Source organism: Roseobacter sp. YIN89 (assembly GCF_057219365.1).
This window is the reverse complement of the sequence record NZ_JBXVVD010000002.1, coordinates 1,053,355-1,078,439: the sequence shown is the minus strand read 5'-3', so window position 1 is coordinate 1,078,439 and position 25,085 is coordinate 1,053,355. Positions and strand designations below refer to the sequence as shown.

29 protein-coding genes and 1 pseudogene are annotated in these 25,085 nt (G+C 54.4%); 13 read left to right on the top strand and 17 right to left on the bottom strand.

Annotation, left to right across the window (positions count from 1 at the left end; genetic code table 11):
* Positions 1-101: 101 nt before the first annotated feature.
* From AC2D8V_RS11545 to AC2D8V_RS11520, 6 genes are all read right to left on the bottom strand, one after another.
* Entirely contained in the window at positions 102-1,154 is a 1,053-nt protein-coding gene (locus AC2D8V_RS11545) for a phage portal protein (protein ID WP_484733673.1), read from the bottom strand.
* Positions 1,151-1,690 (bottom strand): hypothetical protein, encoded by a 540-nt coding sequence (locus tag AC2D8V_RS11540; protein WP_484733672.1) that lies wholly within the window; start codon positions 1,688-1,690, stop codon positions 1,151-1,153. The genes AC2D8V_RS11545 and AC2D8V_RS11540 overlap by 4 nt, the downstream gene beginning before the upstream one ends.
* The gene (locus AC2D8V_RS11535; RefSeq protein WP_484733671.1) at positions 1,690-2,241 is read right to left on the bottom strand and encodes an HK97 family phage prohead protease; all 552 of its coding nucleotides are present in this window, start codon (positions 2,239-2,241) and stop codon (positions 1,690-1,692) included. The genes AC2D8V_RS11540 and AC2D8V_RS11535 overlap by 1 nt, the downstream gene beginning before the upstream one ends.
* Positions 2,241-3,506 (bottom strand): phage major capsid protein, encoded by a 1,266-nt coding sequence (locus AC2D8V_RS11530; RefSeq protein WP_484733670.1) that lies wholly within the window; start codon positions 3,504-3,506, stop codon positions 2,241-2,243. The genes AC2D8V_RS11535 and AC2D8V_RS11530 overlap by 1 nt, the downstream gene beginning before the upstream one ends.
* Before the next feature lie 20 nt (positions 3,507-3,526).
* Positions 3,527-3,769, bottom strand: coding sequence for an HNH endonuclease (locus AC2D8V_RS11525; RefSeq protein WP_484733902.1), 243 nt, complete (start codon positions 3,767-3,769; stop codon positions 3,527-3,529).
* 62 nt (positions 3,770-3,831) lie between these two features.
* Positions 3,832-5,346 carry a terminase TerL endonuclease subunit gene (locus tag AC2D8V_RS11520; RefSeq protein WP_484733669.1) on the bottom strand — a complete coding sequence of 505 codons (1,515 nt, stop codon included), beginning with the start codon at positions 5,344-5,346 and terminating at the stop codon, positions 3,832-3,834.
* A gap of 44 nt (positions 5,347-5,390) precedes the next feature.
* On the opposite strand from AC2D8V_RS11520, the gene AC2D8V_RS11515 reads away from it, so the two are divergent.
* A complete protein-coding gene (locus tag AC2D8V_RS11515; RefSeq protein ID WP_484733668.1) occupies positions 5,391-5,696 on the top strand; it encodes a hypothetical protein in 306 nt (101 codons plus the stop codon).
* 60 nt (positions 5,697-5,756) lie between these two features.
* A complete protein-coding gene (locus AC2D8V_RS11510) occupies positions 5,757-6,056 on the top strand; it encodes a Rap1a/Tai family immunity protein (RefSeq protein ID WP_484733667.1) in 300 nt (99 codons plus the stop codon).
* A gap of 230 nt (positions 6,057-6,286) precedes the next feature.
* Here the strand turns inward: AC2D8V_RS11510 and AC2D8V_RS11505 are convergent, their stop codons facing one another.
* From AC2D8V_RS11505 to AC2D8V_RS11495, 3 genes are read right to left on the bottom strand one after another with little or no spacing between them, the layout of a single operon-like run.
* A complete protein-coding gene (locus tag AC2D8V_RS11505) occupies positions 6,287-7,477 on the bottom strand; it encodes an AAA family ATPase (RefSeq protein WP_484733666.1) in 1,191 nt (396 codons plus the stop codon).
* A complete protein-coding gene (locus tag AC2D8V_RS11500) occupies positions 7,477-7,866 on the bottom strand; it encodes a hypothetical protein (RefSeq protein ID WP_484733665.1) in 390 nt (129 codons plus the stop codon). Before AC2D8V_RS11500 ends, AC2D8V_RS11505 begins: the two co-directional genes overlap by 1 nt.
* Positions 7,863-8,051, bottom strand: a complete 189-nt coding sequence (locus AC2D8V_RS11495) for a hypothetical protein (RefSeq protein ID WP_484733664.1) — start codon at positions 8,049-8,051, stop codon at positions 7,863-7,865. The genes AC2D8V_RS11500 and AC2D8V_RS11495 overlap by 4 nt, the downstream gene beginning before the upstream one ends.
* Positions 8,052-8,415: 364 nt before the next feature.
* On the opposite strand from AC2D8V_RS11495, the gene AC2D8V_RS11490 reads away from it, so the two are divergent.
* The 3 genes and pseudogenes from AC2D8V_RS11490 (at position 8,416) to AC2D8V_RS11480 (ending at position 10,423) form a co-directional block, all read left to right on the top strand.
* Positions 8,416-8,646 carry a hypothetical protein gene (locus tag AC2D8V_RS11490; RefSeq protein ID WP_484733663.1) on the top strand — a complete coding sequence of 77 codons (231 nt, stop codon included), beginning with the start codon at positions 8,416-8,418 and terminating at the stop codon, positions 8,644-8,646.
* Between the two features lie 1,180 nt (positions 8,647-9,826).
* Positions 9,827-9,943 (top strand): annotated as a pseudogene (locus tag AC2D8V_RS11485) (DUF6538 domain-containing protein); the annotation flags it as partial.
* Between the two features lie 51 nt (positions 9,944-9,994).
* The gene (locus AC2D8V_RS11480) at positions 9,995-10,423 is read left to right on the top strand and encodes a hypothetical protein (protein WP_484733662.1); all 429 of its coding nucleotides are present in this window, start codon (positions 9,995-9,997) and stop codon (positions 10,421-10,423) included.
* 43 nt (positions 10,424-10,466) lie between these two features.
* Here AC2D8V_RS11480 and AC2D8V_RS11475 read toward each other — a convergent pair whose 3' ends face one another.
* The 3 genes from AC2D8V_RS11475 to AC2D8V_RS11465 all read right to left on the bottom strand — a co-directional run bounded on the left by AC2D8V_RS11475 (position 10,467) and on the right by AC2D8V_RS11465 (position 12,264).
* Complete coding sequence (locus AC2D8V_RS11475) at positions 10,467-11,177, bottom strand: VIT1/CCC1 transporter family protein (RefSeq protein ID WP_484733661.1); 711 nt, start codon at positions 11,175-11,177, stop codon at positions 10,467-10,469.
* Positions 11,178-11,299: 122 nt separating this feature from the next.
* On the bottom strand, positions 11,300-11,674 hold the full coding sequence (locus AC2D8V_RS11470) for a rhodanese-like domain-containing protein (RefSeq protein ID WP_484733660.1): 375 nt from the start codon (positions 11,672-11,674) through the stop codon (positions 11,300-11,302).
* Positions 11,675-11,835: 161 nt separating this feature from the next.
* Positions 11,836-12,264, bottom strand: coding sequence for a c-type cytochrome (locus AC2D8V_RS11465; protein WP_484733659.1), 429 nt, complete (start codon positions 12,262-12,264; stop codon positions 11,836-11,838).
* A 121-nt stretch (positions 12,265-12,385) separates the two neighbouring features.
* Between AC2D8V_RS11465 and AC2D8V_RS11460 the strand changes: the two genes are divergently transcribed.
* Positions 12,386-12,661, top strand: a complete 276-nt coding sequence (locus AC2D8V_RS11460; protein ID WP_484733658.1) for a hypothetical protein — start codon at positions 12,386-12,388, stop codon at positions 12,659-12,661.
* A 72-nt stretch (positions 12,662-12,733) separates the two neighbouring features.
* Here AC2D8V_RS11460 and AC2D8V_RS11455 read toward each other — a convergent pair whose 3' ends face one another.
* Together AC2D8V_RS11455 and AC2D8V_RS11450 are read right to left on the bottom strand one after the other, a co-directional pair.
* Positions 12,734-13,144: a SpoIIAA family protein gene (locus AC2D8V_RS11455; protein WP_484733657.1), complete on the bottom strand. Its 411-nt coding sequence runs from the start codon at positions 13,142-13,144 to the stop codon at positions 12,734-12,736.
* A gap of 104 nt (positions 13,145-13,248) precedes the next feature.
* Positions 13,249-14,022: a formate/nitrite transporter family protein gene (locus tag AC2D8V_RS11450; protein ID WP_484733656.1), complete on the bottom strand. Its 774-nt coding sequence runs from the start codon at positions 14,020-14,022 to the stop codon at positions 13,249-13,251.
* 111 nt (positions 14,023-14,133) lie between these two features.
* Between AC2D8V_RS11450 and AC2D8V_RS11445 the strand changes: the two genes are divergently transcribed.
* The 5 genes from AC2D8V_RS11445 (at position 14,134) to AC2D8V_RS11425 (ending at position 19,032) form a co-directional block, all read left to right on the top strand.
* A complete protein-coding gene (locus AC2D8V_RS11445) occupies positions 14,134-14,700 on the top strand; it encodes an Hsp20/alpha crystallin family protein (protein WP_484733655.1) in 567 nt (188 codons plus the stop codon).
* Between the two features lie 102 nt (positions 14,701-14,802).
* Positions 14,803-15,702 carry a DnaJ C-terminal domain-containing protein gene (locus AC2D8V_RS11440; protein WP_484733654.1) on the top strand — a complete coding sequence of 300 codons (900 nt, stop codon included), beginning with the start codon at positions 14,803-14,805 and terminating at the stop codon, positions 15,700-15,702.
* 4 nt (positions 15,703-15,706) lie between these two features.
* Entirely contained in the window at positions 15,707-16,006 is a 300-nt protein-coding gene (locus AC2D8V_RS11435; protein ID WP_484733653.1) for a chaperone modulator CbpM, read from the top strand.
* Positions 16,007-16,216: 210 nt separating this feature from the next.
* On the top strand, positions 16,217-17,383 hold the full coding sequence (locus tag AC2D8V_RS11430; protein WP_484733652.1) for an APC family permease: 1,167 nt from the start codon (positions 16,217-16,219) through the stop codon (positions 17,381-17,383).
* A 23-nt stretch (positions 17,384-17,406) separates the two neighbouring features.
* Positions 17,407-19,032, top strand: coding sequence for an MFS transporter (locus tag AC2D8V_RS11425; protein ID WP_484733651.1), 1,626 nt, complete (start codon positions 17,407-17,409; stop codon positions 19,030-19,032).
* On the opposite strand, the gene AC2D8V_RS11420 is transcribed toward AC2D8V_RS11425, so the two are convergent.
* A complete protein-coding gene (locus tag AC2D8V_RS11420) occupies positions 19,033-20,646 on the bottom strand; it encodes a S1 family peptidase (protein WP_484733650.1) in 1,614 nt (537 codons plus the stop codon). It abuts the gene before it with no gap.
* A 349-nt stretch (positions 20,647-20,995) separates the two neighbouring features.
* On the opposite strand from AC2D8V_RS11420, the gene AC2D8V_RS11415 reads away from it, so the two are divergent.
* Together AC2D8V_RS11415 and AC2D8V_RS11410 are read left to right on the top strand one after the other, a co-directional pair.
* On the top strand, positions 20,996-21,409 hold the full coding sequence (locus AC2D8V_RS11415) for a c-type cytochrome (protein WP_484733649.1): 414 nt from the start codon (positions 20,996-20,998) through the stop codon (positions 21,407-21,409).
* Positions 21,410-21,479: 70 nt separating this feature from the next.
* On the top strand, positions 21,480-22,001 hold the full coding sequence (locus AC2D8V_RS11410) for a hypothetical protein (protein ID WP_484733648.1): 522 nt from the start codon (positions 21,480-21,482) through the stop codon (positions 21,999-22,001).
* A 291-nt stretch (positions 22,002-22,292) separates the two neighbouring features.
* On the opposite strand, the gene AC2D8V_RS11405 is transcribed toward AC2D8V_RS11410, so the two are convergent.
* Together AC2D8V_RS11405 and AC2D8V_RS11400 are read right to left on the bottom strand one after the other, a co-directional pair.
* Positions 22,293-23,819: a fused MFS/spermidine synthase gene (locus AC2D8V_RS11405; RefSeq protein ID WP_484733647.1), complete on the bottom strand. Its 1,527-nt coding sequence runs from the start codon at positions 23,817-23,819 to the stop codon at positions 22,293-22,295.
* Between the two features lie 170 nt (positions 23,820-23,989).
* Positions 23,990-25,045 carry a YeeE/YedE family protein gene (locus AC2D8V_RS11400; RefSeq protein WP_484733646.1) on the bottom strand — a complete coding sequence of 352 codons (1,056 nt, stop codon included), beginning with the start codon at positions 25,043-25,045 and terminating at the stop codon, positions 23,990-23,992.
* Positions 25,046-25,085: the final 40 nt, after the last annotated feature.

The following is a 25,085-nucleotide window of genomic DNA, read 5'->3' as shown; positions in this document are numbered from 1 at the left end:
TTTACGGCACTCACCGACTAATCCGGTCGCGTTTCCAAGCTACAGGGGGCTGCAACGGCCCGATTGCATTTAGGGTGAAAGAACTAAGCCCAGCGCAGCAATCACGCGCCATCCCAATCCACCAGCTTGAGCGCCATCGACGGATCGACGCCCGCCTCTTTCGCCTGCGCCAAGGCCTGCACGATACCCATTGCCGCCCTTGCGCGCCCACCTGCGTCAAACGCCTGTAGAGGCCGCATGACGTCCAGTGATACATTCGCCCCCAGCTTGTCGGATGCTTCTTCTGCCATCTGTTCGGCCATCGGCTGTAAGGTCCATTGTGCAAGGTGGCGTTGCGCCTCGCGCACCATCGGCCCCGTAGTCGCTTGACTGTTCAAACCGGGCAGGATGCCGAAGGATGTATTGATCTGATCGCGGGCTTGGTCCAGCGTCTTGTCCATCATCGCCTTTTGTAGATCCGGCGTTAGATCGTTTGCCCGCCAATCCTGCGCAGGGGCAGGACCGCCAGCGGCTTGCACTTGCACCGATTCCCGCACCAGAACGCGACCCCTTGAGCCACGAAACCCGCGCGCAATGTCCGCAAGGTCTGTTTCCGGCGTCTCAGGCATAGGCACGATACTAGAGCCAAGCGGTGCATCACCGTAAACTTCGACAAGTGACCGCTCGATGACTTCCAACAGATCAGCCGACAAGCTGGCCCGTCTAAGCGGTGCGGTACCATGCCAAGGCTGGTTTGCATCTGCGCCGATCCTAAAGTGCAATACCTCGCCAGCCAGCGCCGTCATGGTGCGACCCCCGCCAACATCGGGCAAACTGATACGATATGCGGATGGCAGAGAAAGCCGCGTTTGCACGTCCCAATCCGACACCGGGATAAGCGTATTGTCAGTGATGTAAAATACCGCCTCGCCACGCAAAGCCAGCATCCGGCCTGCCATGGCCAGCGTTCGCCGGTTCAGCAGGCTTGTGCCTTGCACGTCAGCGACGGACAGGCCGTTTTCCCAGAGCGTGACCGCCCCTTGCACGGTTGCGGTCAGTTCGGCCCGCCCACTTGTGCCGGTGATGTAAGCCGACCGGGCTTGCATCATCTGCGCCGTGTATCCGCTGCCGCTCGATCTTGTTTCGGGTTCTTTTTTCTTAAATGGCCACATCATTGCGCCCTCCGATATGGGCGCAGCAAATCAGCCGCCCCGCTTAGTTGCAGTGCTTTGCCAGCCCAGCCGCGCACGATCTCGCCGTCTTCGCCGCCAAGGTGCGCCGTTTCGTTTTTGAAGCTGTCGTTAATGCCGCGCGTGTATTCATGCAGCCGCCTGACGGCCTCGTAAACCGCCTCAGGTGGTTGCCCTGCTCCGACCTGCGCCGTGATCTTGTACGTGCCGTCAAATGGCAGGCACAGCCCTAAGGGGCCGCTTTCCAAGGTGACGCTTTCCCACTGGTCGCCCCAAAGGTGCGCCTCGAAAGAAACCAAGGGTGCAAGGCGCGGATGGAATTGATCATCAGCATTTCCGGTTAAGGTCCAGACCACCTCGCGGGGTGTCCAGCGATACGCAATATAGCTTTCGATCCGTTGCCAGACCTGCGCCATATCCGGTGCCTGGTCCTCGCCTAAGAAGACGCCCAGACGGTTAAACGGCCTCACGTGCGGATAGCTGGCCGGTAGGTCTTCGACTTGTTTTATGAGATCAATCATTAGAGTCTCCACCGTTGAAGTATTCGCACCAGTCCAGCGTCCAAGGCCTGAGTCATCACACCCCAGTTGCGCGCCTCAATTTGCGCGTCTGGATATGCTGCCCGCGTGACCGCTGAGACTTCGATCAGTTCTGCTTTCGTGATTGTGCGGTGCATTTCGTCGCCGTCACGGGTGACACGCTCGCCACCAGTTGCCACGCGAAAGCCCGGTGATAAGCCACGTATCAAGCCGCCTTCATGGGCCGCTATGAAGTCTCTCGCCCATGTTGTTGACGCTGATACCGTGGCCTCAAAAACCAGAGCCTCGCCGTCTTCGCGCACCTCAAGCGTTCCGGCTTGGCGGCTTGCCAGAGGCCGGTTGAAGTCGTGGCCGGACAGGAAATGCACATCGTCATCTGTGTTCACGCGGGACGCAAAGGCCCCCCGCGCGATTGTCTCATAATACCCCGGCGCAAGTTCCGTCCGGGTATCGTAAGGAAAGCGGCCCGCAACGCGGACAGCCTCACCCTCTTGGCGAACCTCAAGCCCGCCTAGCGAACCACCCCACAACATTATTGCAGGCCTGTCAGGACTTCGAGTTGCACAGCGCGCGCAACCGTTACGTCCATTGTTGCCAGAGCCGTTAACCGCAGGCCACCGGATGCTGCATCACTGTACGGATCGCGGATCACGTCGACAGCGCCCCAAGTCGCAACAAAGAACGGTGCAACACCGCCTGTGTTGGTCGTCAGCATTGCTTTCGATTCAACCGGCGGACCGCCCGCAGGTGCCGCCAGTGCATTCGGAGACATGCTAATGTTGGCCGCTGGAATGTTGCGCGTCATACGGTCCCATTCGGTTTGGCCGGAACCGCTATCGAAGATAGCCGCATCCAGATCATTCCAAACCTCAGGACGGATCAACAAGCGCACCGCATCAGGCGAGCCAGCCGCATTGGCCGTCATAAAGCGAACAACAGCCGCGCGGAACGCCGCCCATGTTGCCGCCGCATCAATGGCGGTTTCTGTGATGCCGTAAGTGGCAGCGCCTTCGATAACGCCCAAAGGTTCACCGGTCGCGCCTGTTCCCAGAAACGCTACCCGATCCATTTCCTGCGCAATCGCGCCGTTCATGTCCCGACGCACCGCTTGCTCAAGAGCAGCACCGGATTGTTTCAGCGCCTTACGGGTGATCTTCATCTGAACGCCCAGAGTATTGTCAGGCGCAAGAGGCTTGTCCGTCGTGGCATAAGCCGACGGTGCAGCTACATCGCCTGTTTCAGACGTTTGCCAGCCGACAGAAGCGCCGGACGTAGCAACCGGATATTCCAAGTCGCCTTGGCCGACATTGACCATCTGACCACCCATGCGGCTTGCGACAGACTGTGGAAAGAGCCGGTCAATGATAGGCCGCGTCTGCATCGGGTCAGGTGTGCCGCTGGCAATGGTTTCACCAGCCCGTTGCTCAAGTGCCTGCCACGGCACCGGGATGCCCTGATAGGTGCCTTGGCTGCGCAGTTCGCTGACGATCTCGGCAGTTGCACCGTCGATCTGGTGACCGTGATCCAGCGCCGCCGCAACCTGGCGGACCTCGAAGCGGCCCAGCATGTCGGACCATTCTTTGGTGTCGCGGGTTTCCAAATCGGCACCGGCTTCGCGGCGTTCTTCATCCTCGGCAACAATTGCCGCGCGATAGCGTGTCTCTGCCGTGCGATATTCGCCGTCCAGTTCGGACATTTTGCGGGTTTCATCCCGCGTCGGATTGTCATTCGCAGCCAGTTCGGCAAGCTCCTGACGGATTTCAGACCGGCGTAGTTCAAGTTTCTTACTCGTAAGCATCTTTGTTTTCCTTATGCTCGTTAGGTTTTTTGCTGCATGTTTTGCAGCAGCTCGCGCCATTCTTGGCGCTTTGGGGTCAGGGGTTTATGCCCAACCTCAATTCGGGTTTTGCGCGTGTGACAGGCACCGCACAGAATTTGTAAATTGCTCAATGTCCAAGCCAGTTCGGGGTGTGTCCTGACGGGCAAAACATGATCACATTCCAGACGCCGCCGCTCGCCACACTGGACGCATTGCCAGCCGTCGCGATCCAGCGCCTGCATCCGCAGAGCCTTCCAGCGGCGTGTTGATGTAACCTTGCGGCTATGGCGCGTGTGTTCCTTCCTTACCCCCATGCCATGCGTCCCCCTTTGTTAGCGGGACGGCCCATCATGCGCGCGCCTTCAGCGACCGCCAGAACGGTTGCAGACGCCGCATCAATCCGGCCCATAGACCGCGCTTTCGCCAATTTCAGATTGTTTGCCGGATCACGCAGCGTGACCGCATCTGCAAAGGCAGAGCGCAACAAAAGCGAAGGGGCCGTTTTCACATTTCCATCGAAGGCCGCGCGCCGGAACCGTTCGCAATCCTCGCCACCATCTTTGAACCCAAAGCCGCGCCAGATTACCGGCGCACGAATGCCCGCCCGGTCAATCGCCTCGCCAAGTTCGGATTGCTTGTAGCGGTCGGTGACGATAGCCGCGACGTCCTCACCTTCGACATGCTTCACAACTTCGACCAACCAAGGCGCAACCGGCACCGTCTGGTCGCCCAGCGTTGAGAGTTCGCCGCGTTCGTTCATTTCGACGTAGCGCCCGGAAACGCCATCATTCTGCCCACGGTCCAAGAGGTTTGGTTTGCTTGGGAAGGTGCCCAGCGCCTCAAGACGGCCAGTTGCCGGCCAGTAGAATGCGGCTGCGGTCATGGATGCACTGCCGCCCAAGTCGATGCCGATGACCACTTGACCGGCGCGCTCCGGTATTTCGGAAACTTCGCAGGCAAGCCATTCATCGACAGTTATAAGCACGTCTCGGTTTTCACCGGATACCCGCTCATTACGGTTGTAGAGCCGGAAGCTGGTCAGCGTAGAGCCGCCCCGCGCTATCGCCCGCCGCGCCTGTCCTTGCAGCCATTCCAGAGTTGAGCCGATGCCGTGCGCCGCGCCGGGGTTCGCTTGTTTCAGGCTTTCCAGATCATCCGCAGGCAAGCCCGGTGCTGGTCGGTGTTCCTGCACGTAGACGCCTTCCTGCGTCTCATCCAGCCACACCGAGAAGGGGTGCGCGTCATCCGGTGCAGAGGTGCTAATAATCAGCGCCCGACCGCCACGCTTGCCCAGACCAGACAACAGTGCGTGTTCTAGTGCGTCGCCCTGATCTGTCTGCCAGTGGCCGCGCTCATCCATCAAAACAAGGGTAGGGGCAGACCCAAGCGCAGACTTACCATCCGCAGCAATCACACGGATGAAATGCCCGCCGCCGTCGCCTTCATATTCGATTTCAAGCCGGGGGCTGCGCCGGATCGTAAACAGCGCCTGTTCATCCTCAGGCAGTGAACGGATAAAGCCGATTACGAAGTCAAAGGCGATACGGCCCTGATCGCGCGTCCGTGCTGCAATGATGATTTCACGCCGGGGTTGGTTATCCCAGATACCCATGCCTGCGCCCAGAGCAATGCCCGCCGAAAGCGCCGTTTTGGCGTTGCCACGACCGATGGACAGGACGGCCACGTTTACGCCATCGGCTAGAGCGCCTTTTACGAATTGCTTCTGAAACGGAGCCAGCTTTATCGGCTGCCCAGCGTTCGGACCTTCGGGAATTTCCAGAGATTGAAGGAACCGGATTGCTTTGGTGGCGGGCTTCATGCGAGCCTACCCCTGCTTTTGCAGTAGTGGTCTTGGAGCAAAGAGTGTCGGAACAAAAATACCCGTATGTAGACGACCATGGCGATATTAAGCTTACTCAGGGTGAAGAAGCCCTTCTGGGCAAGTTCAAGAAAAAATCTGAGTTTCAGCTTAGATGGGAAATACTTGAAGCATCTCGCACAAACGATGTGAAATGGAAACGTGTGGCCGAATTTGCTCAGATGGAGCTTGATCGGCGCGCATTCGAAGAAACTAAAAAACTCGCCTACAAGACCACATGGATTTCTGCGGCGGTGGGAGCCATAGCCGCAATAGCCGGCGCGATATTGGGAGCGTGGCTTGCAAGTTGAGGCCTTTGGGATGCCAGTACTGGAGGATTTGAAGTGACTTTTTTCAGAATTTTGTGCTTGATGCTCATTTTCGACGCCTACGCTGCATCTTCGGAAGAGGCCTTTGTAACCGGAAACCAACTGCATCAACTTTGCAATGTCGGTACTAGTGAAGGCGATAAAATCTACTGTTATGGTTATGTCATCGGCGCAACTGATATGCTCATAAACTTGGCAGAGACTTGCTATCCTACTCAAGTAACAGGGACGCAAATTATTGATATTGTTTCTCGTTGGCTCGAAGAGAACCCTGAACACAGACACTATACTGCTAGCAGTTTGATTGTGACGGCTTTGGAAGAAACTCTTTCTTGTAACTGAAATTTGGATATTCCACGCCCACAGCGCGAAAACACGCCCCCCCCCGTCGGTGACCGCCCCATTTCTAAACGGGGTCATTGGGACCAGATCATTGCCCCACCCCACGCCAAACAGGTGATGCACGCCCCACCACCCCCGCCCCCCCTTTAGGGGCGGGGTGGTGTGGCACCTGTTTTCAAGGGTGTTTGCCCCACCTTGCCACACCATGCTTTCAGGGGTGGGTGTGGCACTCATTGGTTTGCCCATTCGCCTACCTCCAAACACGGGCGTTCCATGCGCTTTGCGTCCGGTAGCTTGACCTTTTTCAAAGCCCCGGATTTCAGCCACGCCTCGATCATTTTCTTGATGCGCTTGCGGTCCGCCGTGGCGTCCAGCCCCAGCGTCTCGGCCACGGTCACGCCTGCCCAATCGTCACCCGCCTGATCGGAGTAGCGACAAGACAGCGTGTCTTTGCCGTCCAGAGCGTGTTGCACCGACAACAGATCATCGACCGATACGCCGTCGAAGGTGTCGGGCCATTCCCAGACCTCAGTCACGCCCACGCTATCACCGTTGGCCAGATGCACCGACGCCATGCGTCGCCACTCACGATCCCCCACGGGGGCTAGGTTTGCCTTGTCGCGGGTTATGGCAAAGTAGGTGGCCGGGTCATCCTTTACGCCCGCTTCCTCTTTCAGTTGGTCACTCATCTTGTTGAGCACCCGACCGGACCGAGCCGCCGCCAGCAGGGCAGATGCGCCGCGCCCACTTTCGGTCGTCGCTTCCTCGCCATTGGTCTTGCGGGTGTGGTGGACCAGTTCGATTGCGCAGTTGCACCGATCCGCCAGACGCGCCCATTCCTTCGCCACCAAGTCGATTGCGCCGTTGTCGTTTTCGGACGCTTGATGCGATGACACGAAAGGGTCGATCACCAGCACGTCGATTTCCCGCGCCTCGATCTCATCAGCCAGCGCGTCCAATTCCGGCTTGATGATCTGGACGCCTTCACGGGTTTGGATCGCCGTGCTCAGGGCACGTTCCCGGCCCGTGTCCACATAGAGCCGCCCCGCGATTTCCTCGGGGCTGACGTGGTGGTGTTGCATCGCCGCGATGATGCGCCGGTCCATTTCGTCGCGTGGGTCTTCAAGGTTGTAGAGCCAGACCTTGAGGCCCTTGGCGGTCCAGTCGCCCAGCAGTTCCCGCCCGGTTGCCATCGCCAGTGCCTCACAGATCGTCAGAGACGATTTGCCGACGCCGCCGGGGGCAACCGTCACCGATACTTGTTTGCGGATCAGGTGACGCCCATAGACCCAAGGGCGCGGGGGAATGCTGGACGGGTCGCGCCAGACAAATTCGGTTGGCAGGCGGTCCCCCCGATCACGGGGAAACTCGGCCCGGTGTGCGTCAAGCTGCATCGCCATGTCAGAAAAATCACGCGCCATCACGCCGCTTGCCTCCCCTGCATATGGTCAAGGAAAGCGGCTTGATCCGCTTGAGACATACGGTTGAAGCTGGCGAGGCAATACGCCTTCAATTCGTCTGGCTCCGCCAGATCGGCCCAGAAAGCAGCCTCATCCATGTGGTCAATAAATGGCGCAATCGGCATTCCGGTGCTATCCGGTATTACCGTGTTCGCCACGTCCGCAACTTGCTTAGGCGTCAGGGACCGCAGGGCCGCGTAGCCCAGCGCCGCCCTCTGGTGAGGTTCAAGGCGCGCTTCCAGCACGGTAGACGCGCCCAGCCAAGCGTCGGATGTGTCCAACCATGCCGCAAAGCCAATGCTACGGGACACGCTTTTGATTTCGCGGGGGATATGCTGTGAAATGCTCATGCGCTGCCCTCCGCGTGTTCGAAGATCAGGCGGGACGCTTGGAGCCAGCCAAGCGCGTTGTCAGCGGTATCCTCAAAGCCGTAGAGCGCGCGGTTTGTCGGGTGGTGAAAGACACTGACCACAAAGCCGCCCGGTGCCTCGATCATGGCGCCGGAAATGTTGGGGGTGACTTGAATGATATTCATATCAGCGCCCCCCAATGAGTTGCCAAGATGGGGAAAAGTGCGATATAATCGCTGTACGAATGGACGCACTTGATAACGTCTTTTACCCCGGTTGCGATTGCCGTCGCGCCGGGGTTTTCGTTTGTCAGGTCGGCCCGTGCCGGTTTGACATTCTCCGCGTAAGTATTTGATCCGCCGTCAGGGGTTTGACGTGCCGTGATCCTGTAAGTGCTTGTGTTGCTTTGAATAGCGCCGGATTGAAAATCCTCGTGTCGGTGGTTCGATTCCGCCCCCGGGCACCAACAAAATCAAGTAGTTACGAGGTTTCGAGTTGACCAATTAAGGTCGTTGTCTCACTTTTGTCTCGCATATTTCGGAGAAATTCATGTACCCAGAATGGATAAACACCTTTGGATTATTGATGGATGCAGTCGGCGTTATCGTGGTCTTTAAGTTTGGTTGGCCGCAGCCGATTCCACATGAAGTCCTTATTGCGTCGACTTCAAAGAATGCGGATGAGGAAAGAAAGGCCAGGCGGCACAAGATGTACTCTGTCACCGGCCTGATTTTGATTGTCGGCGGATTTGCGGTTCAGATAGCCGCGACGTGGATGTGATGTGCTTTGTGCAGGAGGCAAGGATTTGCCGAAGTATCTGCGCAACCGGCCCCGAATTCTCAGTACCAGTCGCCGCAGCATCTATCTATTCGTATAGTCACCTTGCTGTGCTCAACGCCCTTGGTCTCTAGCTAGTTCATCTTGTTTCAATGTGCTCAACGGAGACACACGCCACTTGATTAGACCACTATCGCATTATGGGGTTGCGTCGTAACGCACCTATTCCGCCACTCCTACACAAAGAACACCATGATGATTAGCTTTTGGTGGAGGCCACTTATTCTCAGTTCATGAGACCGAGGCGCCAGCGTCCCCCACAGAAACTAACCATCTCAATCATCTTGCCACACTTCAAAATTCCTGCAACCTAGGGCTGTGTATAACTCCGATTGTCTCAACTTTGTCTCTATATCTACCCCGTAACCCATTGATACTAGAAGCCTTTGTTTTTGGGGGTATTTCTGGGGGTAGAAAATTGGACGTTCTATCCACGTGTACCGTTCAGTTCAGAAATAACTCAATAAAAACAACGTTCTGAATCACACTTGAAAATCCTCGTGTCGGTGGTTCGATTCCGCCCCCGGCACCATTACCTATCTCATCGGAAGAGTTTAATTGATCGACAAACACGCAACCGCTTATCAAGGCTTAGGTCTGCATTTTTGTCTTAACTCATGGGGGGCAGTATTGACCGATACCCGCAATCAACTGCTTCGGTTTTTTGTCATATCATGGGGGAGGGGTTATTACCGTACCCCTTTCTGCCTTGGTTTTGGTTGTATCTAACGAGGGCGTTAATAGCGTCTGCTGAGAAAGCACCTACCTTCCTCGCATTGCTCTGAAGCTGTCATCGTCTCAACCACCTCCTCCCAAGTTTCCCCCAGAAAAATCTCTGCGCCAATACCTATACGTCCCCTTCGCGATCTTCCCCCTCCCGGGGTGGTCTCCCGGTGAAACGTAAGGTGATCCACAGGGGGCTGCGGGGGCGCTCATAGAGGTGCGAGAGGAGCCGCTGGCGGTGCTGGTGTGAGTACGCCCCCGGCACCACCTTACGTTACAACCTGTTGATTACCCTCAGTTTCTTTAAGATACTGCGGGAGCGTAGGACATGACGTATGACAAATCAGTGCCCTTTTCTTTTACCAAGAATGGCATCTACTACTTCTAACGAAGGGTCCCGAGCGACCTTCAGCGACACTATTCATCCAAGAAAATCACGTATTCGCTCAGGACGCGGTCAGCAACTGCTGCGGCTTCGAGGGCCAGTAGGGCAGCAAATCAGCTTGATGAGTATTGGTATCACCTTCGGGTCAAGGATGTAGAGCTGCCGGGTAAGCATAAACTGCGCATGACTTCCGACATTGCCAACAGTGCAGGTCATGCACAATTTGCGGACGCTCTGACGCTCTCAGAAGCAGTGGAGGTCTATCTAAAGCTGAAAGGTACTGACCGCCCGGTGACTTTCCGCCGAGCTGCTGAGCGGTCATGCGGGTATGTCATTGATGCTGTTGGTGACAAGGACCTTCGCGCTTACACCAAGAAAGACGCCAATGTTTTCCGCGATGCCCTCATTGGGCGTGGCCTATCTGGCAGCAGTATGACGCGTGTTTTTGGAACAGTTCGTTCGGTTACCAATTTTGCTGCCAGTGAGATGGGGATTTCTTTCAATAACCCCTTCGGCGGTGTCTATTTTGACCGTCATGCTCGCAGTGTGTCTTGTCCCGAGGTTTTCTTAGATAACGCCGCCAAAAACTGCCAAACGCTTTCCCCGTGGTAAGCAAGCGGCTGTGGCCAGTTGAATTCGGTGTCCGAGTTTTTCATCAGACGTGGAAGAGAGTGCCAACAAGATACGCTATTGCGGCAGCGCCGCCGCCAATTGCCAGTGTTTCGGTCGCGGAGCGCCACCAAGGCGTGAGAGACCAGATGCTCTTTAACGCTCCGATCAAGCAAAACGTGGCCATCGTCATAGTTGCGGATATCGTAAACGCGTTGTTGAGGCCAAAGACAAATGGGATGAGAGGAATTGCTCCTGCGAGCAGAAATGCAACAAATGTCGCTGTGGCGGATTTTATCGGATGTGGGTCGGCGTCGGATAATCCATATTCGCCCTCCAACATGAGTGCGATCCAGTTTTCACGGTCCTGGGTGATGAGCTCGGTTGCTTGGGTGAGCACATCTCCCTCAAGTCCTTTGCGCGATAAAATCTCGCGCACTTCAAGCTTTTCCCCGTCCGGATATTCCCGGATGTGGCGCTCCTCAATACTACGGATCCGCCGGATGTTTTCGAGCTCTGCCGTTGATCCCGAGTAATTGGCCGCCGCCATCGAAAAGCCATCGGCCAGCACATTTGCAATCCCAAGTGCAACAATGACAAACGGTGACAAGCCGGCTCCGGCAACGCCTGCGACGATTGCGAATGTGGTAACTGTACCGTCAATTGCGCCAAATACCGCGTCGCGCAGCAGTCCGCGTCCGGGCGGTGCACCTATGCGTTCAGCGATTTCTTTTTCGGAATGACCATGCTCTGCCATGTGAATTCTCCTGTCGGAGTACTGTAGACCCGGCAGGATTTTTCACTTTAATGCAGATCAAACACGGCGCTGTCTAATGCGAACACCAAACCGTTGATGCGCGCATGGACAAACGCTGTGTGTCAGGCTTCTGTTGGGCCTCCTGCGTCCCTCCATGCCGGGAAACCACCGACGTTGGAAACGCTTGTATAGCCCATCTCCTTCAGCGTTTTTCCGGCAAGCGCCGCTTGCCCGCCAGCACCACATACCAAAACGATATCTGCATCTTTCGTCAAAGCAGGGTTGTGGAGCGCATGCGTTTCATCAGCGCGAAACTCGATCATGCCACGTGCCACGCGCACCGCACCTGCGATAGTACCTGAGGCCGCAATATCGCCACTGTCGCGAACGTCGACAAAAACACTACTGCCTGCTTTGTGTTTATCCATGCCTTCTTCGACAGTAATTTTCGGCACAGCAGCATTGGCTTCATCGAGATAATTCTGGGCTGTTTTCATTGCATCCATTCCTCTACCTGAATTGTTCTTAAATCCTTAAAGTTGCAACGCTTGGCAAAACGCTGAACTCTTCAAAGAATTTCAGGCCACTACCGGAATGGCAATATGTAACGCAGATTGCCGCGCTATTGATTTTTACGATCGAACGTCGTTTCCCACCGTCATTCCTGAATGCTTTCAAGGTATTCGAGCAATCCTGCGAGCTCCCGCGGTGTCGGTGTGAAAACGCCGTCAATTTCAACAGGGACGAGTTCATCCGACATTATCTGGCCAAACTCTGGCATAACGCGCGCGAGATGGCCGTTTTCCGGGTCACCATAGATAAAACTCAGAGCACGAGAGGCGGGAAACACGCCACCGTTCTGCGCGCTAAGAGTGGTGAGATCCACAGGCTTGATTGATAGGCCGCTGGCATCAGCACCGGAACCTTTCCCGTCATCGCCATGACAGGAAGCACAGTTTTGAAGGTAAAAAGCGCGCCCGTCCTCCTGGCTTGGCATTGAGCGATTTTGTGCTTCCAGTTCGGTGCATGAGGCATTCACCGCAAGCATGAACCCGAGCACGGTCAATCCGAATATTCTTTTGTGCATTTTTCCCGCCTGATTTTTTGTCTCTTTAAGGTGTCACTCGGTACAACATGCTTCCTTGAGACAAATCAAGGAAGCGAATTGCACCCGCTGCTAGACTTGCCCTGTTAGGGAGGTCGAAACAATGATTACGGTGGAAGACATCGAAGACATGTCCATGCTCTCACGTGCAGAGATCGAGGCGCTCGCCGAACATGAACATACGGATACGTTCAACGCTGCATTGATGGGTGAGTACATCATGCATTTGCATCATGGCCCTCAAAAGGTTCACGAAATCATTTGCGATGATATCCGTTCGGCCTTGAACTCGGGCAGACTTGAGCACGCGCGTGAACTGTTTGATGTTCTGAGGAAATTTCTGGCCGAGCACCCGAACGCGGCGCGCGGCGCAACCTGAAATTCCGAAAAACATAATACCCCTCCAATTGTGCTACCATTTGTAACTGCGCAGCGTCGGCAACGCTTTGCGTCACAAGGGGAAATTCTCGAAATCAGTCGCGTTCGAAGAGTCTTCCGTATCATCAAGCCATTCCTCAGCCGCCCCAATTTCCGACTCGGCAAAGCTTCGGATTTTTAGCGAAGGAATAACGGCACCTTCGATTTCTGCAGCTGTACGGATCCATGCGGCGTCTGACACAACAGCGCATTTTTCAAAATGTCCGAGCAGGCCAAACAGCCGTGGCATCTGTATGAACTCCTGTGCCAGCGCTCCCAAGGTTGGGAACTCAAAATCTGCAATGCGATAGAGCATCCTTCCTTCGCTAACGTTCTGTGATTGCTGAACGAGATCATCCAGCCCTTCCCGCATCGCGTCGGCGTCCAGAACACCGGACAAGAGGATATCAACTCTGTTTTTTGACGGCTTTGAAATTTGCAGCATAGCTCTCTCCCGTATTTGTCGTTGTCAGGATATGCCATTTCGAACATTTGCTCGTTGACACATGTCAAATCCGGTCTGGCATATTAAGGGATCAAGCCGGCTTTTCAGGTGTTTTGGGTCGAAGGCCTGAGGTAAGCGAACCTGTAAGCCAGAGCGACGCCGCCGCTGCCGCCAATGACATTGCCTGCTGTCACGACAATTAAATTCTCCGCGGCCGCCAGTACTTCGATATCTGCACCCGCCATCCAAGCCTGCGGAAAGAAGTACATATTGGCGACAGAGTGCTCTAACCCCAATAAAACAAAGGCCGATATAGGCCATAATATCGCGATGATTTTCCCCGCAACTGAGCGCGCAGCAAATGTGAGCCAAATTGCCAGACACACCAATGCGTTACACAAAATGCCGCGCAGAAACGCATCTTTGAGTGACAATTCGGCTTTGGCCTCGGCAATCCGGACGGCGGTTGCCCCGGCGTCTTGGTCAAGCAACCCTGCGTGTCCGATGCAATACGCCAGCGCAGCGGCCCCAAATAGGTTTCCGAGATAGACAACGCCCCAGTTTCGCAACAATCGGTGTATGGAAACCTTCCGCTCAACCACAGCCATGACCATCAGGGCATTTCCCGTGAACAGCTCCGCTCCACCCACGATGACTAATATCAGACCCAGCGAGAATACTACTCCACCAAGCAATCGGGAGGGGCCATATGTTGCCTCCGCGCCCGTCATGACGACCGTGTAAGCGGCTGCGCCAAAACCGATAAATACGCCTGCAAGAACGGCGAGTACAAACATCTGCGAGGCTGGGAGGCGAGATTTCCCAACACCGGCGGTTTCGATGAGAAGCTTGATTTCAGCGGGTTTGTGAGCGTCCAATTCCGAGCCTGTTGCAGGTCTGAGAGTAATATCAGTAACCTGTCAGTTGATATCTCTTGAGCGCTGGCCAAGCTTTGATCCAAATCATGTTGCACGCTTCAAGCTCGGAATATGATCGGGTTGGTCGCGGGCAAATTCAGGCAGCACAGCGCGGCACAGGAGACTTCTTCTAAGGCTACCGTTTCGTGCTTGGCGCTGTCCGTTCAAAGTGGCGCGACCTCCGGATTTCATCGGCGTAAGGAGGAGAAAATGGTGGAAAAGCATACAGAAACAGGTTGGTGGCCGACGCTTCTGGACCCGCTTTATGATCCACTCAGGTCTTTTGGTCACAGGGTCGCGGACTGGCTTAAACCAGCCAGCGCTGCCTCCGGAAATAACGACACGTACTGTATCAGTGTGGAATTACCCGGCGTTTCGGAAAGCGACGTCGAACTGTCTGTGCACAACGGAAATCTTGTTGTTCGTGGTGAAAAGAAAACTGAGACAGAAGAGCAGGGCGATACTTGGTACTTCAGCGAACGCCAGTACGGTGCATTTAGCAGAACATTTCGAATGCCAGAAGATGCTGACGGCGCGAATGCCAGTGCCAGCATGAAAGATGGGGTTCTGCGCATTTCAGTTCCGCGCATCGGCAAGAAGGAAGAAAAAGCGCAAAGGATTTCGATTTCGAAAGCCTGACCTTGCAAGTGTTCGGCGTGGTTGCGTGCAGCTGCTTTGTCCTAAATGGGTCAGGATCGATTGACGGGTTTACTCCCGAATTTCGCAGCGAGGCTTATCGCGATGGATAGAAAAGACTACTATAAAGTTTTGGGTGTTGTCCGTACCGCGGATGATGCCGAAATAAAGCGCGCGTATCGCAAACTGGCCCGCAAGTACCATCCTGATGTTGCTTCTGATCCATCGTTTGAGGCCAAGTTCAAAGAAGTCAGCGAAGCGTATGACGTGTTGAAGGACACGGAAAAGCGCGCAGCATACGATAACCCGAAAGATGAGAGCGAAGACCGCGGTGCCCGCGACTGGGGCGGTGGATTTGAGTTTTCTCACCCGGGCCACGAACATACCGGCGGGTTTTCCGATATCTTTGAACGCTTTTATGGCGGCAGTTCTCGAGCGATGTCTGCTTCAGATCAGCACGCTAGATTGATAATTTCTCTGGAAGATGCATATCGCGGCGCCACACAAACACTAACTTTGCGCACGCCACAGGTCGGACAATTCGGGGACGTTTCCTTTTTTGAAAGGCAAATTGCAGTAAACGTGCCCAGAGGGGTCGTTGAAGGGCAAAATATCAGATTGCGTGGTCAGGGCACACGTCTGTCCGACGACGAAGCTACGGGCGACCTCTATCTCGAAATCGCGTTCTCTCCACACCCTGTTTTCACTCCGGTGGGTGTTGATTTGTACTTGGACCTTCCAGTCACACCGTGGGAGGCCGCGTTGGGGCAAAAGATTGTATTGCCGACACCGGACGGAAAGGTTGACCTGAAAATCCCTGAAAACGCACGCAGCGGCCAAAAGCTCAGGCTCAAAGGCAAGGGGCTGCCTGCGACTCCGCCGGGTGACATTTATGCGACTTTGCGCATCGTGAACCCGGAAATCAAAACACCAAAAGACAAGGAAGTTTTTGAACTGCTTGCACGGTCAATGCCCTTCAACCCGCGCGAGCGTATGGGAGGATAGAAAGATGAAGAAAAGAAGACCTTCTGCTGAAGTGCTCAACCGTCTGACGTCTTATGAGCTTTGCCGGTTTTGCGACGCAGATGAAAACTGGGTAACCGAGTTGGTCGAATACGGCGTGCTTGAACCCGAAGGGTCCACTTTCCGGGAATGGCATTTTGAAGGCGTCAACATAGTTCGGGCAAAGAAAGCCAAACGACTTCAGCGCGATCTGGGAATAAATACTCCTGGTATCGCGATCGTTCTCGACCTCTTGCAAGAGCGTGAGCAACTTCTCAGAACGCTTAGTAAGTTCGAGGCAGGCTGAACATGTCTCGGAGTCCACATGTTTTGGCTGGGTTTCTCGGTGCGAAAGTAGGGACAGCCTGCCGCAAAACTAAAAGCGGTAAAACTGCCGTAAATTTGGGGGACATGGCAAAATGAAGTCGCCATCAAGATCACGTCACAACGGGGATACCTCATAGTGTCAGGACAAACCGCCGGGAAACCCAAGCTCCGCCGAGCTTTAAATACGCCGATGCTGACACTCTACGGTCTAGGGGTGACGGTCGGTGCAGGCATCTATGTTCTTGTCGGAGCGACAGCAGAACAAGCCGGTGCTTTTGCGCCTTTATCGTTCCTTGTAGCCGCGATTGTCGTTTCGCTGACGGCACTGTCATATGCCGAATTATCGACCCGCTATCCTGTCAGTGCGGGCGAGGCTGCATATGTTGAAGCAGGGTTTAACACCGTTTGGTTATCCGTGTGCACGGGGCTGGCAGTCGCGGCGTCAGGCATGATTTCTGCCTCCGCTGTTGCCATGGGCGCTGCATCTTATCTGCATGGTCTATTCGGGACGTCAGAGGCTCTTTTGACGGCTTTGGTCGTTGTGACGATGGGGCTGATTGCGATCTGGGGTATTGCAGAGTCAGTTCTTATTGCGGCAATTATCACGGTCATTGAAATCTTCGGATTGTTGTTTGTCATTTTCTGGGGCGGTTTCTTTGCCGAACCGATGGGGGTTTCACTTGTTGATATGGTGCCTGCCTTTGACGGCGATTTTTGGCGAAGCATATTCGCGGCCTCGCTGCTGGCCTTCTTTGCGTTTGTCGGTTTTGAGGACATGGCAAACGTGGCGGAGGAAGTAAAAAACCCCGTAAAAACAATTCCACGGGCAATCATCTGGACCCTGCTGTTGGCGACTGCCCTTTATATTGCCACCACAACCATGGTATTGCTTGTGGTCCCGATCAACGATCTTGCGAACTCGTCAGCGCCGTTGTTGCTTGTATTCGAACAGGCTCCTCCGAAGGTCCAACAGGTGTTTGGCGTAATCGCAATTGTGGCCACGGTGAATGGCGTGCTTATTCAAACGATAATGGCGTCACGTGTTCTGTACGGTCTTGCAGATAGAGGACATCTGATATCTGCGCTTGCGCAAGTTTCGTTGCGCACAAAAACACCGGTGGTAGCCACTTTAACAGTCTGCGGCATTATTCTGGTACTGACACAAACTCTCCCGATTGCGGTGCTTGCCGAACGAACATCGCAAATCGTCTTGTTTGTCTTTGTGCTCGTCAACCTTTCATTGATACGTCTCAAGATGACTTCCAGCGCATCAAAAGAACAGTTTGTGGTGCCAGCTTTTGTGCCGGTGCTTGGGGTGATATCCAGTCTTCTTCTCTTCGCAGCAGGGTTTTTATGACCAATCTGGCAACCGGGTAGTAAATGGGAGCGAAAGACAAAAAAACGCCTTTGGGTCGATCTTGGATTGCTCTGTGGTGGCACGCGACCTTTGTCGAACTGGCTACACAGCTGCGCTGGTCATATCTGCCGCCTCTTCTCGTCTACTTTGCGGCTGGGGTGTCGGGTTTAACGTCAGTGGTCGGGGCATTCTTTTTAAAAGAGTACCTTGATCTTTCTGCGTCGTTTGTCGCCGGTTTAGCGTTCTGGGCCGGCCTGCCTTGGATTCTGAAAATGCCCATGGGGCATATTGTCGATCTGTTCTGGCGCTGGAAGGCTTTCCTGATCTTTTTTGGCGCAGCACTGATCACCGGCTCACTTCTCATCATGTACATGTTGGTTTCGGCCCCCGGCAAAATGGCGTCGTATATGCCGATGTCTAGTTGGTACGTGGCGGCATTGCTGCTCGCACCGTCCGGCTACGCTATTCAAGACGTGGTCGCGGATGCGATGACGGTTGAAGCCGTGCCGCGCTCGGATAGTGAGGGAAACCCTTACACCGAGGCGCAAGAACGCGCGTTGCATACAACGATGCAGACTTTGGGGCGGATCGCGATAATCTCGGGTTTTGCGGCAGTCGCGGCCGTAAATATTTGGATGTTCGAAGGCGCGGAAAATCTCGACGCAGACGCTCGGCTCGAGCTTTACGGCCGCGTCTATCTGACCGCGCTGATTATTCCGCTGATTTCTGTCAGCGGTGTTGTCCTGCATTCAATCATCCAACGCAGAATGCGAAAAAACCTGCGGTCCGCAGCGGGACCGGAAGGACGAACAGAAATTGACTGGCAGATATTGATGGGGGGCCTTGTTTTTGTTGTCTTCAGTATTTCGATGGGTGCTGGCGGATTTGAATACTCACAAGAGATCGTATTTTCGGCGTCGTTGCTGATCATTTTCTTTCTGATTGGCAGGTTGCTCAAAGAGCTCAAGCCAGCGCAAGCGCGTATATTAATGGGGACTGCTGCAATTATTTTCGTCTTCAGGGCAGTGCCGTTACCCGGACCTGGCCTGACATGGTTTGAGATTGATGAGCTTGGTTTTGACGAGCAGTTTCTCGCGATACTGGCCTTCATCACTTCACTGCTCGCGCTTTTGGGGCTGTTGGTACTCCGTCCCTTGATGGCGAGAAAATCCATCGCTGACGTGGTGTTGTTGCTGACGATTGCCGCCGCAGTTTTGTCGTTACCTAATCTTGCGCTTTATTACGGTGTTCATGAATGGACGGCTGCACGCACGAACGGGATTATCGATGCGAGGTTTATTGCCGTCCTTGATACAGCAATTGAATCCCCCCTTGGTCAGGTGGCCATGGTGCCAATGCTGGCGTGGATTGCCAGAAATGCGCCGCCTCATCTTAAGGCGACATTCTTTGCCGTTATGGCTTCGTTTACGAACATGGCCCTGTCCGCCAGCAGTCTTGGAACGAAATACCTCAATCAAATTTTTGTAGTTACTCGGGAAGCCGTCGACCCGCAAAGCGGCGTCTCGATCTCAGATGCGGACTATAGCCTGCTGGGCCAACTGCTTGTTGTGGTCGCCTTAATCGGCGTGGTGGCACCGATCGCCACTATTCTGATCGTACAGCACTCGCGATTTCGCACGACAGAGTAATCATTTTCTATTCGGGGGGAGAGTGCTCAGCAGTACTTTCAGCTCATTCACCGGCACTCCTATGTTCGACCCTCCAAACTCTGGAAGAATGGCGGTGTTGACCGCAACCACCTTTCCGTTCTGGTTCAATGCGGGTCCGCCGCTCCCGCCAACGGTGGTTTCGGCGTCATAAACAACCACATCCGGCCCGACCTGGGCGACGATCCCTTGGCTCGCGAGCGGGTCAATTTGCCCTGCATCAGACAACCGCTCTGCAATTGACCAAAAGTCTACGTCTTTGCCATCACTGACAGAGCGGATAATTTCCCTGTCTGCACGGGCCAGCAGAGCCTTAAGTCCGGTCGGGTATCCAAGCAGGTAAAGTTCGTCTCCGGCGCGCGGGGTCCTCTCTGCCAAGGAAAGGCCACGGTCGGTAAGATTTGGATGCTCAATTGATAGTACGGCAAGATCAGCGGTTTCACTTATGCCCACGACTTTCGTCTCAATGGGTCCTTGGATTTCTGGAAGGAATACGATCAGTTTCAACAATTCCGGCTGGAGGCCGGATGCCTCAAACGACGCCAACCGGTTGCCGCTGGTCCAAGGTTCCGCGAGATGGCGATTGGTCACCAGATAGCGCCCACCTTTCAGCAAAAACGCCGTACCAGTAAACTGAAACTCTGCTGGCGGGCCGTTTCCGAAAGGCTCTATTCGTGGCTGTCCGAAGGGTGTTTTAAGCACCTCGCCGTCCGCGCCATGTACCTCTCGCAAAAACTCACCGCTTACTTTGTGTCGCAGGCCAAATGCGCCCTGCAGAAAGGCAATTGACGGCACGGATTCCATTATAACCCGCGACGGCGCTGCAGAACGTTTTTCCAGATCGCTGAGCCGTTCCGCTTGCTGCTGCACCTGAAGCTCAATCTGCTCCCTTAGGTCCAGCAGAGCTTCTTCGGTGAGAGCTTCCTGCCGGGTTTGGGTCAGCAAAAGCGTCACGGCTTCAATGCGACGTGCGTCCTGTTCGAGGTATTTCTCGAGTTTGCGATCGTTTTGGTACAGCACCATGACCAATACTGCGATGACACCCAGTGCAAAGATCATCGAGACACGGAAAAAGATCGTGGACTGCCGCGTCACACGTCTGGCACTTTCCTTGATCGCAACTGCCAATCGATCAGGAACTGGCCTGCGGCTGCTTCTTGCATAGGCTATCGCATCACTAAGGATGTCATCGATTGTCCATGTTTTTGGATAAGACTTGTCGCATAGCCGATATCGTGACATCGGCCCCGATTTCTCAAATTCGATCATGTCTCCATGCATCAATTTTACAGACTTAATCTGATGGCCGTTTACCCAGATTTGCCGGTCTTTGCGCGCATGGACAGAATAGCCGTCTTCTTCCCAATCAAGCGTTGCGACGACGTCGTCGTGCTCGGCTTCGGAGGTTCCGCCTGCCAATTCCAGTGCACCGTCCGAGTTTACAAGTGCAGAAAATTTGTCGTCTGCAAGCCAAATTGTTTGGCCTTTTGAAGAACCAGTAAGGCTTTCAAGAAATGCACGAGGTGCGCGGCTTGGCTTTTCCTCGTCCCGTCCAACGGCTGAGGTTTCTCGCGTTGTCATAGAAGGTTCGGTCATAGTAGCCTACCACATGAAGTTACATGATTTCCGGGTAGGCGTCCAATTTAGCCCCGCAAGGCAGCCTGGCATGGGTACGGAAACCGGCTTTGCATTTTGAGGGTATTCTTGACGCATTCGCTGTCCTTTGGTGACCTCAACTTACTGAAATATAGGCAAAAATTCTTCTCCATGTGAAACGGCGAAAAACAAAAAACCACAGGAGCAGGTGGAGTGAACATGACAAATCGATTGCGTCGCACCCCTTGGATTTTACCAAGACAAAGCATTCAGGTCATTTGACAGGGATCAATGTTTGAAAAGAAAATTGCCGTTAAACCTATCCCGTAGCTCAGGAAAGGCAGCATTGATGAAGTATCTGTTGCTCGTGGCTCCGCTTGTGGTGATGGGAGCGTCTCACGCACGTTCGGACACAGGTAGCGAGCTTTACAAGGCAAACTGTGTCACCTGTCACGGTTCGATCGGGAAAGGCGACGGTCCTTTTGCGGCGTCGCTTGATCCACCTCCGGCGGATTTGACAAAGATCGCGGCACGACGTGACGGCGTGTGGCCAATGTTGGAAGTCATGGCGATTATTGATGGGTATTCCAGAAATACCCTGCCGCGTGAAGGTATGCCGGTTTTCGAAAACTTTTTGGAAAACGAAATGACCGAGTTCGATACTGGCAACGGTCAGTTGGTACTTGTCCCGACCAAGCTGATCGAAATCGTGCGCTATCTTGAGAAAATACAGAATCCAAAACCGACGTCGTATGTGCCCTGACATGTAAAAGGATGTAGCAAATGCAATCGCTCAGGGCACACAGCAATGACCGGAAAATGGGAGGAAACTGATGACTGCCAAACCTTTGAAACAATTGCTGTCCGAGAAACAGAAAATATCGCGCGAGCAGATGATCGAAAAATCAAGAATCGACAACGCCGCGGGCAAGAAAATGAAAGAGATAGACGCTGAAATTGAAGAGGCGGTTAAGGAAGAAATCCAAAACTTCTGGGAAGAGGAATTCAAACCAAAGCTTCATGAACTCGTCGAAATGGCCAAAAGAGGTTTGGATTTGTTTTCCGATTTTGAGGAACAGTTCGAGAACCACGTACGGGGGAAAAAAGCCGAGGTTTCCGACGATCAGCTCCTTGCTGAAATCTATGGGGCTGAATTGGCCAAGAACGCAACCAAGCGCACATATTCGTTAACGGAAAAAGCTGACCACATCAGAAACTATGACATGGCCAAGAATGATCCCGACAGTAGCGGCGCGCAATATTGCGAAGAAAACGGGATTGCAGAGGAACAGATCAGCGAGTGGAAAAATCTTTTGAAAAGAGTGGGTCAACACTCTGAAAGTACAACTTCCTGATCAGGTCGTGCGGAAAGGAAGAATTAAAGGTCTCAAGTTCGTCTTTCGTTTCCCCAAAAGATATTCAGCGTGTCGCTGTAATCGCAGAGTTTGAGCATGTTCCGTGTCAATGGAACCGAGTGGTGCTTGGTGGGCAAATCGCCGTCCGCGACGCCAGTGTTTCTGAAAATGACTGCAGGTGATCTGCAGCAACCTGCTGGTTCAAATCTGAAATTCTACTGCCAATGCCGGCTCTCGCACCTCTAGGGGACAAAGCCCAGTCTGTAAGAAAGCGGTCATTTTTAAAGTGCGTCAGTCCAATACAGAAGCCATGCCCATCAGACGGTCGATGGGGGCAAAGTCGTCAGAAAGGGCGGGGGCATTTGTTCGGACGACCAAGTCGTCCATAAACTTCGTTGCCAGTGGCGAAAATGATTTGGGTTCGGGCGTTCGTGTTTCGATTTGAGATACTCGACTGTCCGTTTGGCTGGCGAGCAACACGAACACACGCCGTTCGTTCGGCTGGGGCGGGGTTGCTTCAGTCCATACTTCAACGCTGGGGAACACGACTTGCAAAGTCCGATACAAGGCCGCCAACGCCTCGAGACTATCTACGCGGTCAACGACGTTCATTACGAAGACACCCGAAGGCAAAAGTCGTGTTGATACCAGTTCAAAGAATTCTGTTGTCACAAGGTGAGCCGGGACTGCTATGTCAGTAAAAGCATCGCCAACAATGACGTCATATTGGCGGTGGTTTGATCCGAGAAAGGATCGTGCATCCTCGTGAATGACTGACGCTGAAGCTGGGTCAAACCAGAACTCTCTGGCGGCCGCTTCGGTCACTGCGGGATCAATTTCGGCGACTGTGATGTCGGAATGACCTCTAAACGCCCAAGCGCGCGGAACAGAAAATGTGCCGCCTCCAATGTGGAATGAGCTGAATTGACGGTCGCCCATGCGCATGCGTGGAAGCGCATCCAACATGGCTGTGTGATCGGTGTACATGACACTGGGCGCGTCGCGCGCACCGACACCATGCGCCAAATGATCAAGGATCATCACACGTACCGGTCCTGCATCCGAGTTGCTTAGATCTTCCGTGCGTATGCAGTAATAACTGCTTTCGACGTCGCAAATCGCGGGGGAACTCAAGGCATGCCACCCTAAAGCAGCAGCAATAACGATTGACGATACACACGCACCCGTTTTTGCGGGGCCTGCGCACCCGATGCCCAAAGCAACAGCACCGGCAAGGGCATAGAACGCGGCCATCAACTGAAGCGTTACCGCTGACCCCAACCATGAAATGAAAACAAAGCCGGCCATCAAAGTACCCAAAATGGCGCCAACGGCACCTGCGGCGAACATAACGCCCAAGGCTTGCTCGGATTTGCTGCTTGATCTCATGGCGACCACTGCAAGAACCGGCGCCGGTACGCCGGCAAAAAGAGAAGGAAGAAAGAATGCCGCGGCGGTGATCAGGGAAATTGCAGTCAGCGGGTCGCTGACGGATTGCAAAACGGGTGTGGCGACAAAGCGTAAAACCATGCCTGCCGCAGCCGTGAAAACAGCGGCTGCAATCAGTATCCACGCAATACCGGTCATGGCACGCCTGCTGTCCCAAGCAGCCATACGACCGCCCCACCAATGGCCCACCGAGAAGCCAGCAAGGACGATGGCGATGATCGCGGTCCAAGTGTAGAGGCTCATGCCAACATAGGGCGCGATCATGCGGGCGGCGACGATTTCGACGACCAATCCCGCGGCGGATATGCCCGTTTGCAGGGCCGTTACCAGCAGAAGCGACCCGCTTTGAGTTTTATTGGTTTCTTTCATTTCACCAGCATTATTCTCACCTGCAGCAACGAGGGTACACATACATCAAGCCGTAACTGCTCTTCTTGATAGCTCCGCGAGTGCATTGCGTTCTCGGATGTTATCTGAAGGTTGGTGAACTCGATTTCGGAACACTTACCCTTGGACCGAAACAACCCGCAGGACACGGCCTATTCTGCCGGTGCGAATCCTGAAATCAGCTGTTTAAGCCCTAGCGCGGCGCCCATGAAGATTGCAACGAAGGCGACCGGAGCACTATACGCCAAGGTGCTGAATGCTGACACGCCTTGACCGATACTGCACCCGACAGCGAGGATCGCGCCCGGCCCCATAAGCGCTGCGCCAAAGATTTGGCGTTTCAGTTCCCGCGGATCATCGCAGGCTTCCCATCTGAAATGACCTTTGGAATATGACCCCAGAGTTGCACCGAACACGACACCCAAAACGGACCCAACGCTAAATGAAAGATCGTTGCCCGAGGCGGTCATGGCGTAAAAGATCGTGTCACCGATTGGCGAAGCGAATGTGTGTGTTTCGATAGGTTCCGCCTCAAATCCGGTAACGGAAATCCAGTACGTCCCGATCCAGCCAGAAACGATCGCCATTCCGACAACAAACCCCCAGGCAATATGTTTGGGGGATTGCCGCATACCTTGAGAGGACAGCGAAATGGCCAGTATCAAACCGCCAATCGCAAGCCCGGTAATCAGCGGGTCGATGCCCAATGCGGTTTCGCCAAGTTGCCCGATGCCTTGGGGGGTGGTTGCGCCTTCTACCGCTGGAAATAGCCAGACACGCGCATGTGCAAGTGGGCCAGACATCACAAAGTACGCGGACAGGCCCATAACGATGACGATGACAAATGCGCGCAAGTCTCCGCCACCTAACCGTGCCAAAGCGCCATAACCACAATTGCCGCTAAGCGCCATGCCGTATCCGAACAGCAATCCGCCGACTATTGTGCCTAACGGGTTCCAGACGCGGTCCAAATAAGCAGTTTGCGCAGCTTCCAGGAACCCAAATGATATCGCGCTCTGCGTGCCAATAATGGCAACAGCGATGGCAATCCCCCACATCCGCAAGCGGCGATCATCTGACCCGTAAAGAACGTCTTCGATTGCGCCCAGAGTGCAAAATCGACCCACTCTCGCCGCCAGTCCAAGAGCTATGCCCCCGAAAAGCCCGACGAGAGCAGCCGTATTGGCTTCTCCCAAGAATTCCAGCATGCCGACTTCCTCCCAGTGACCGGCTGGCTAGAGTGTCGCC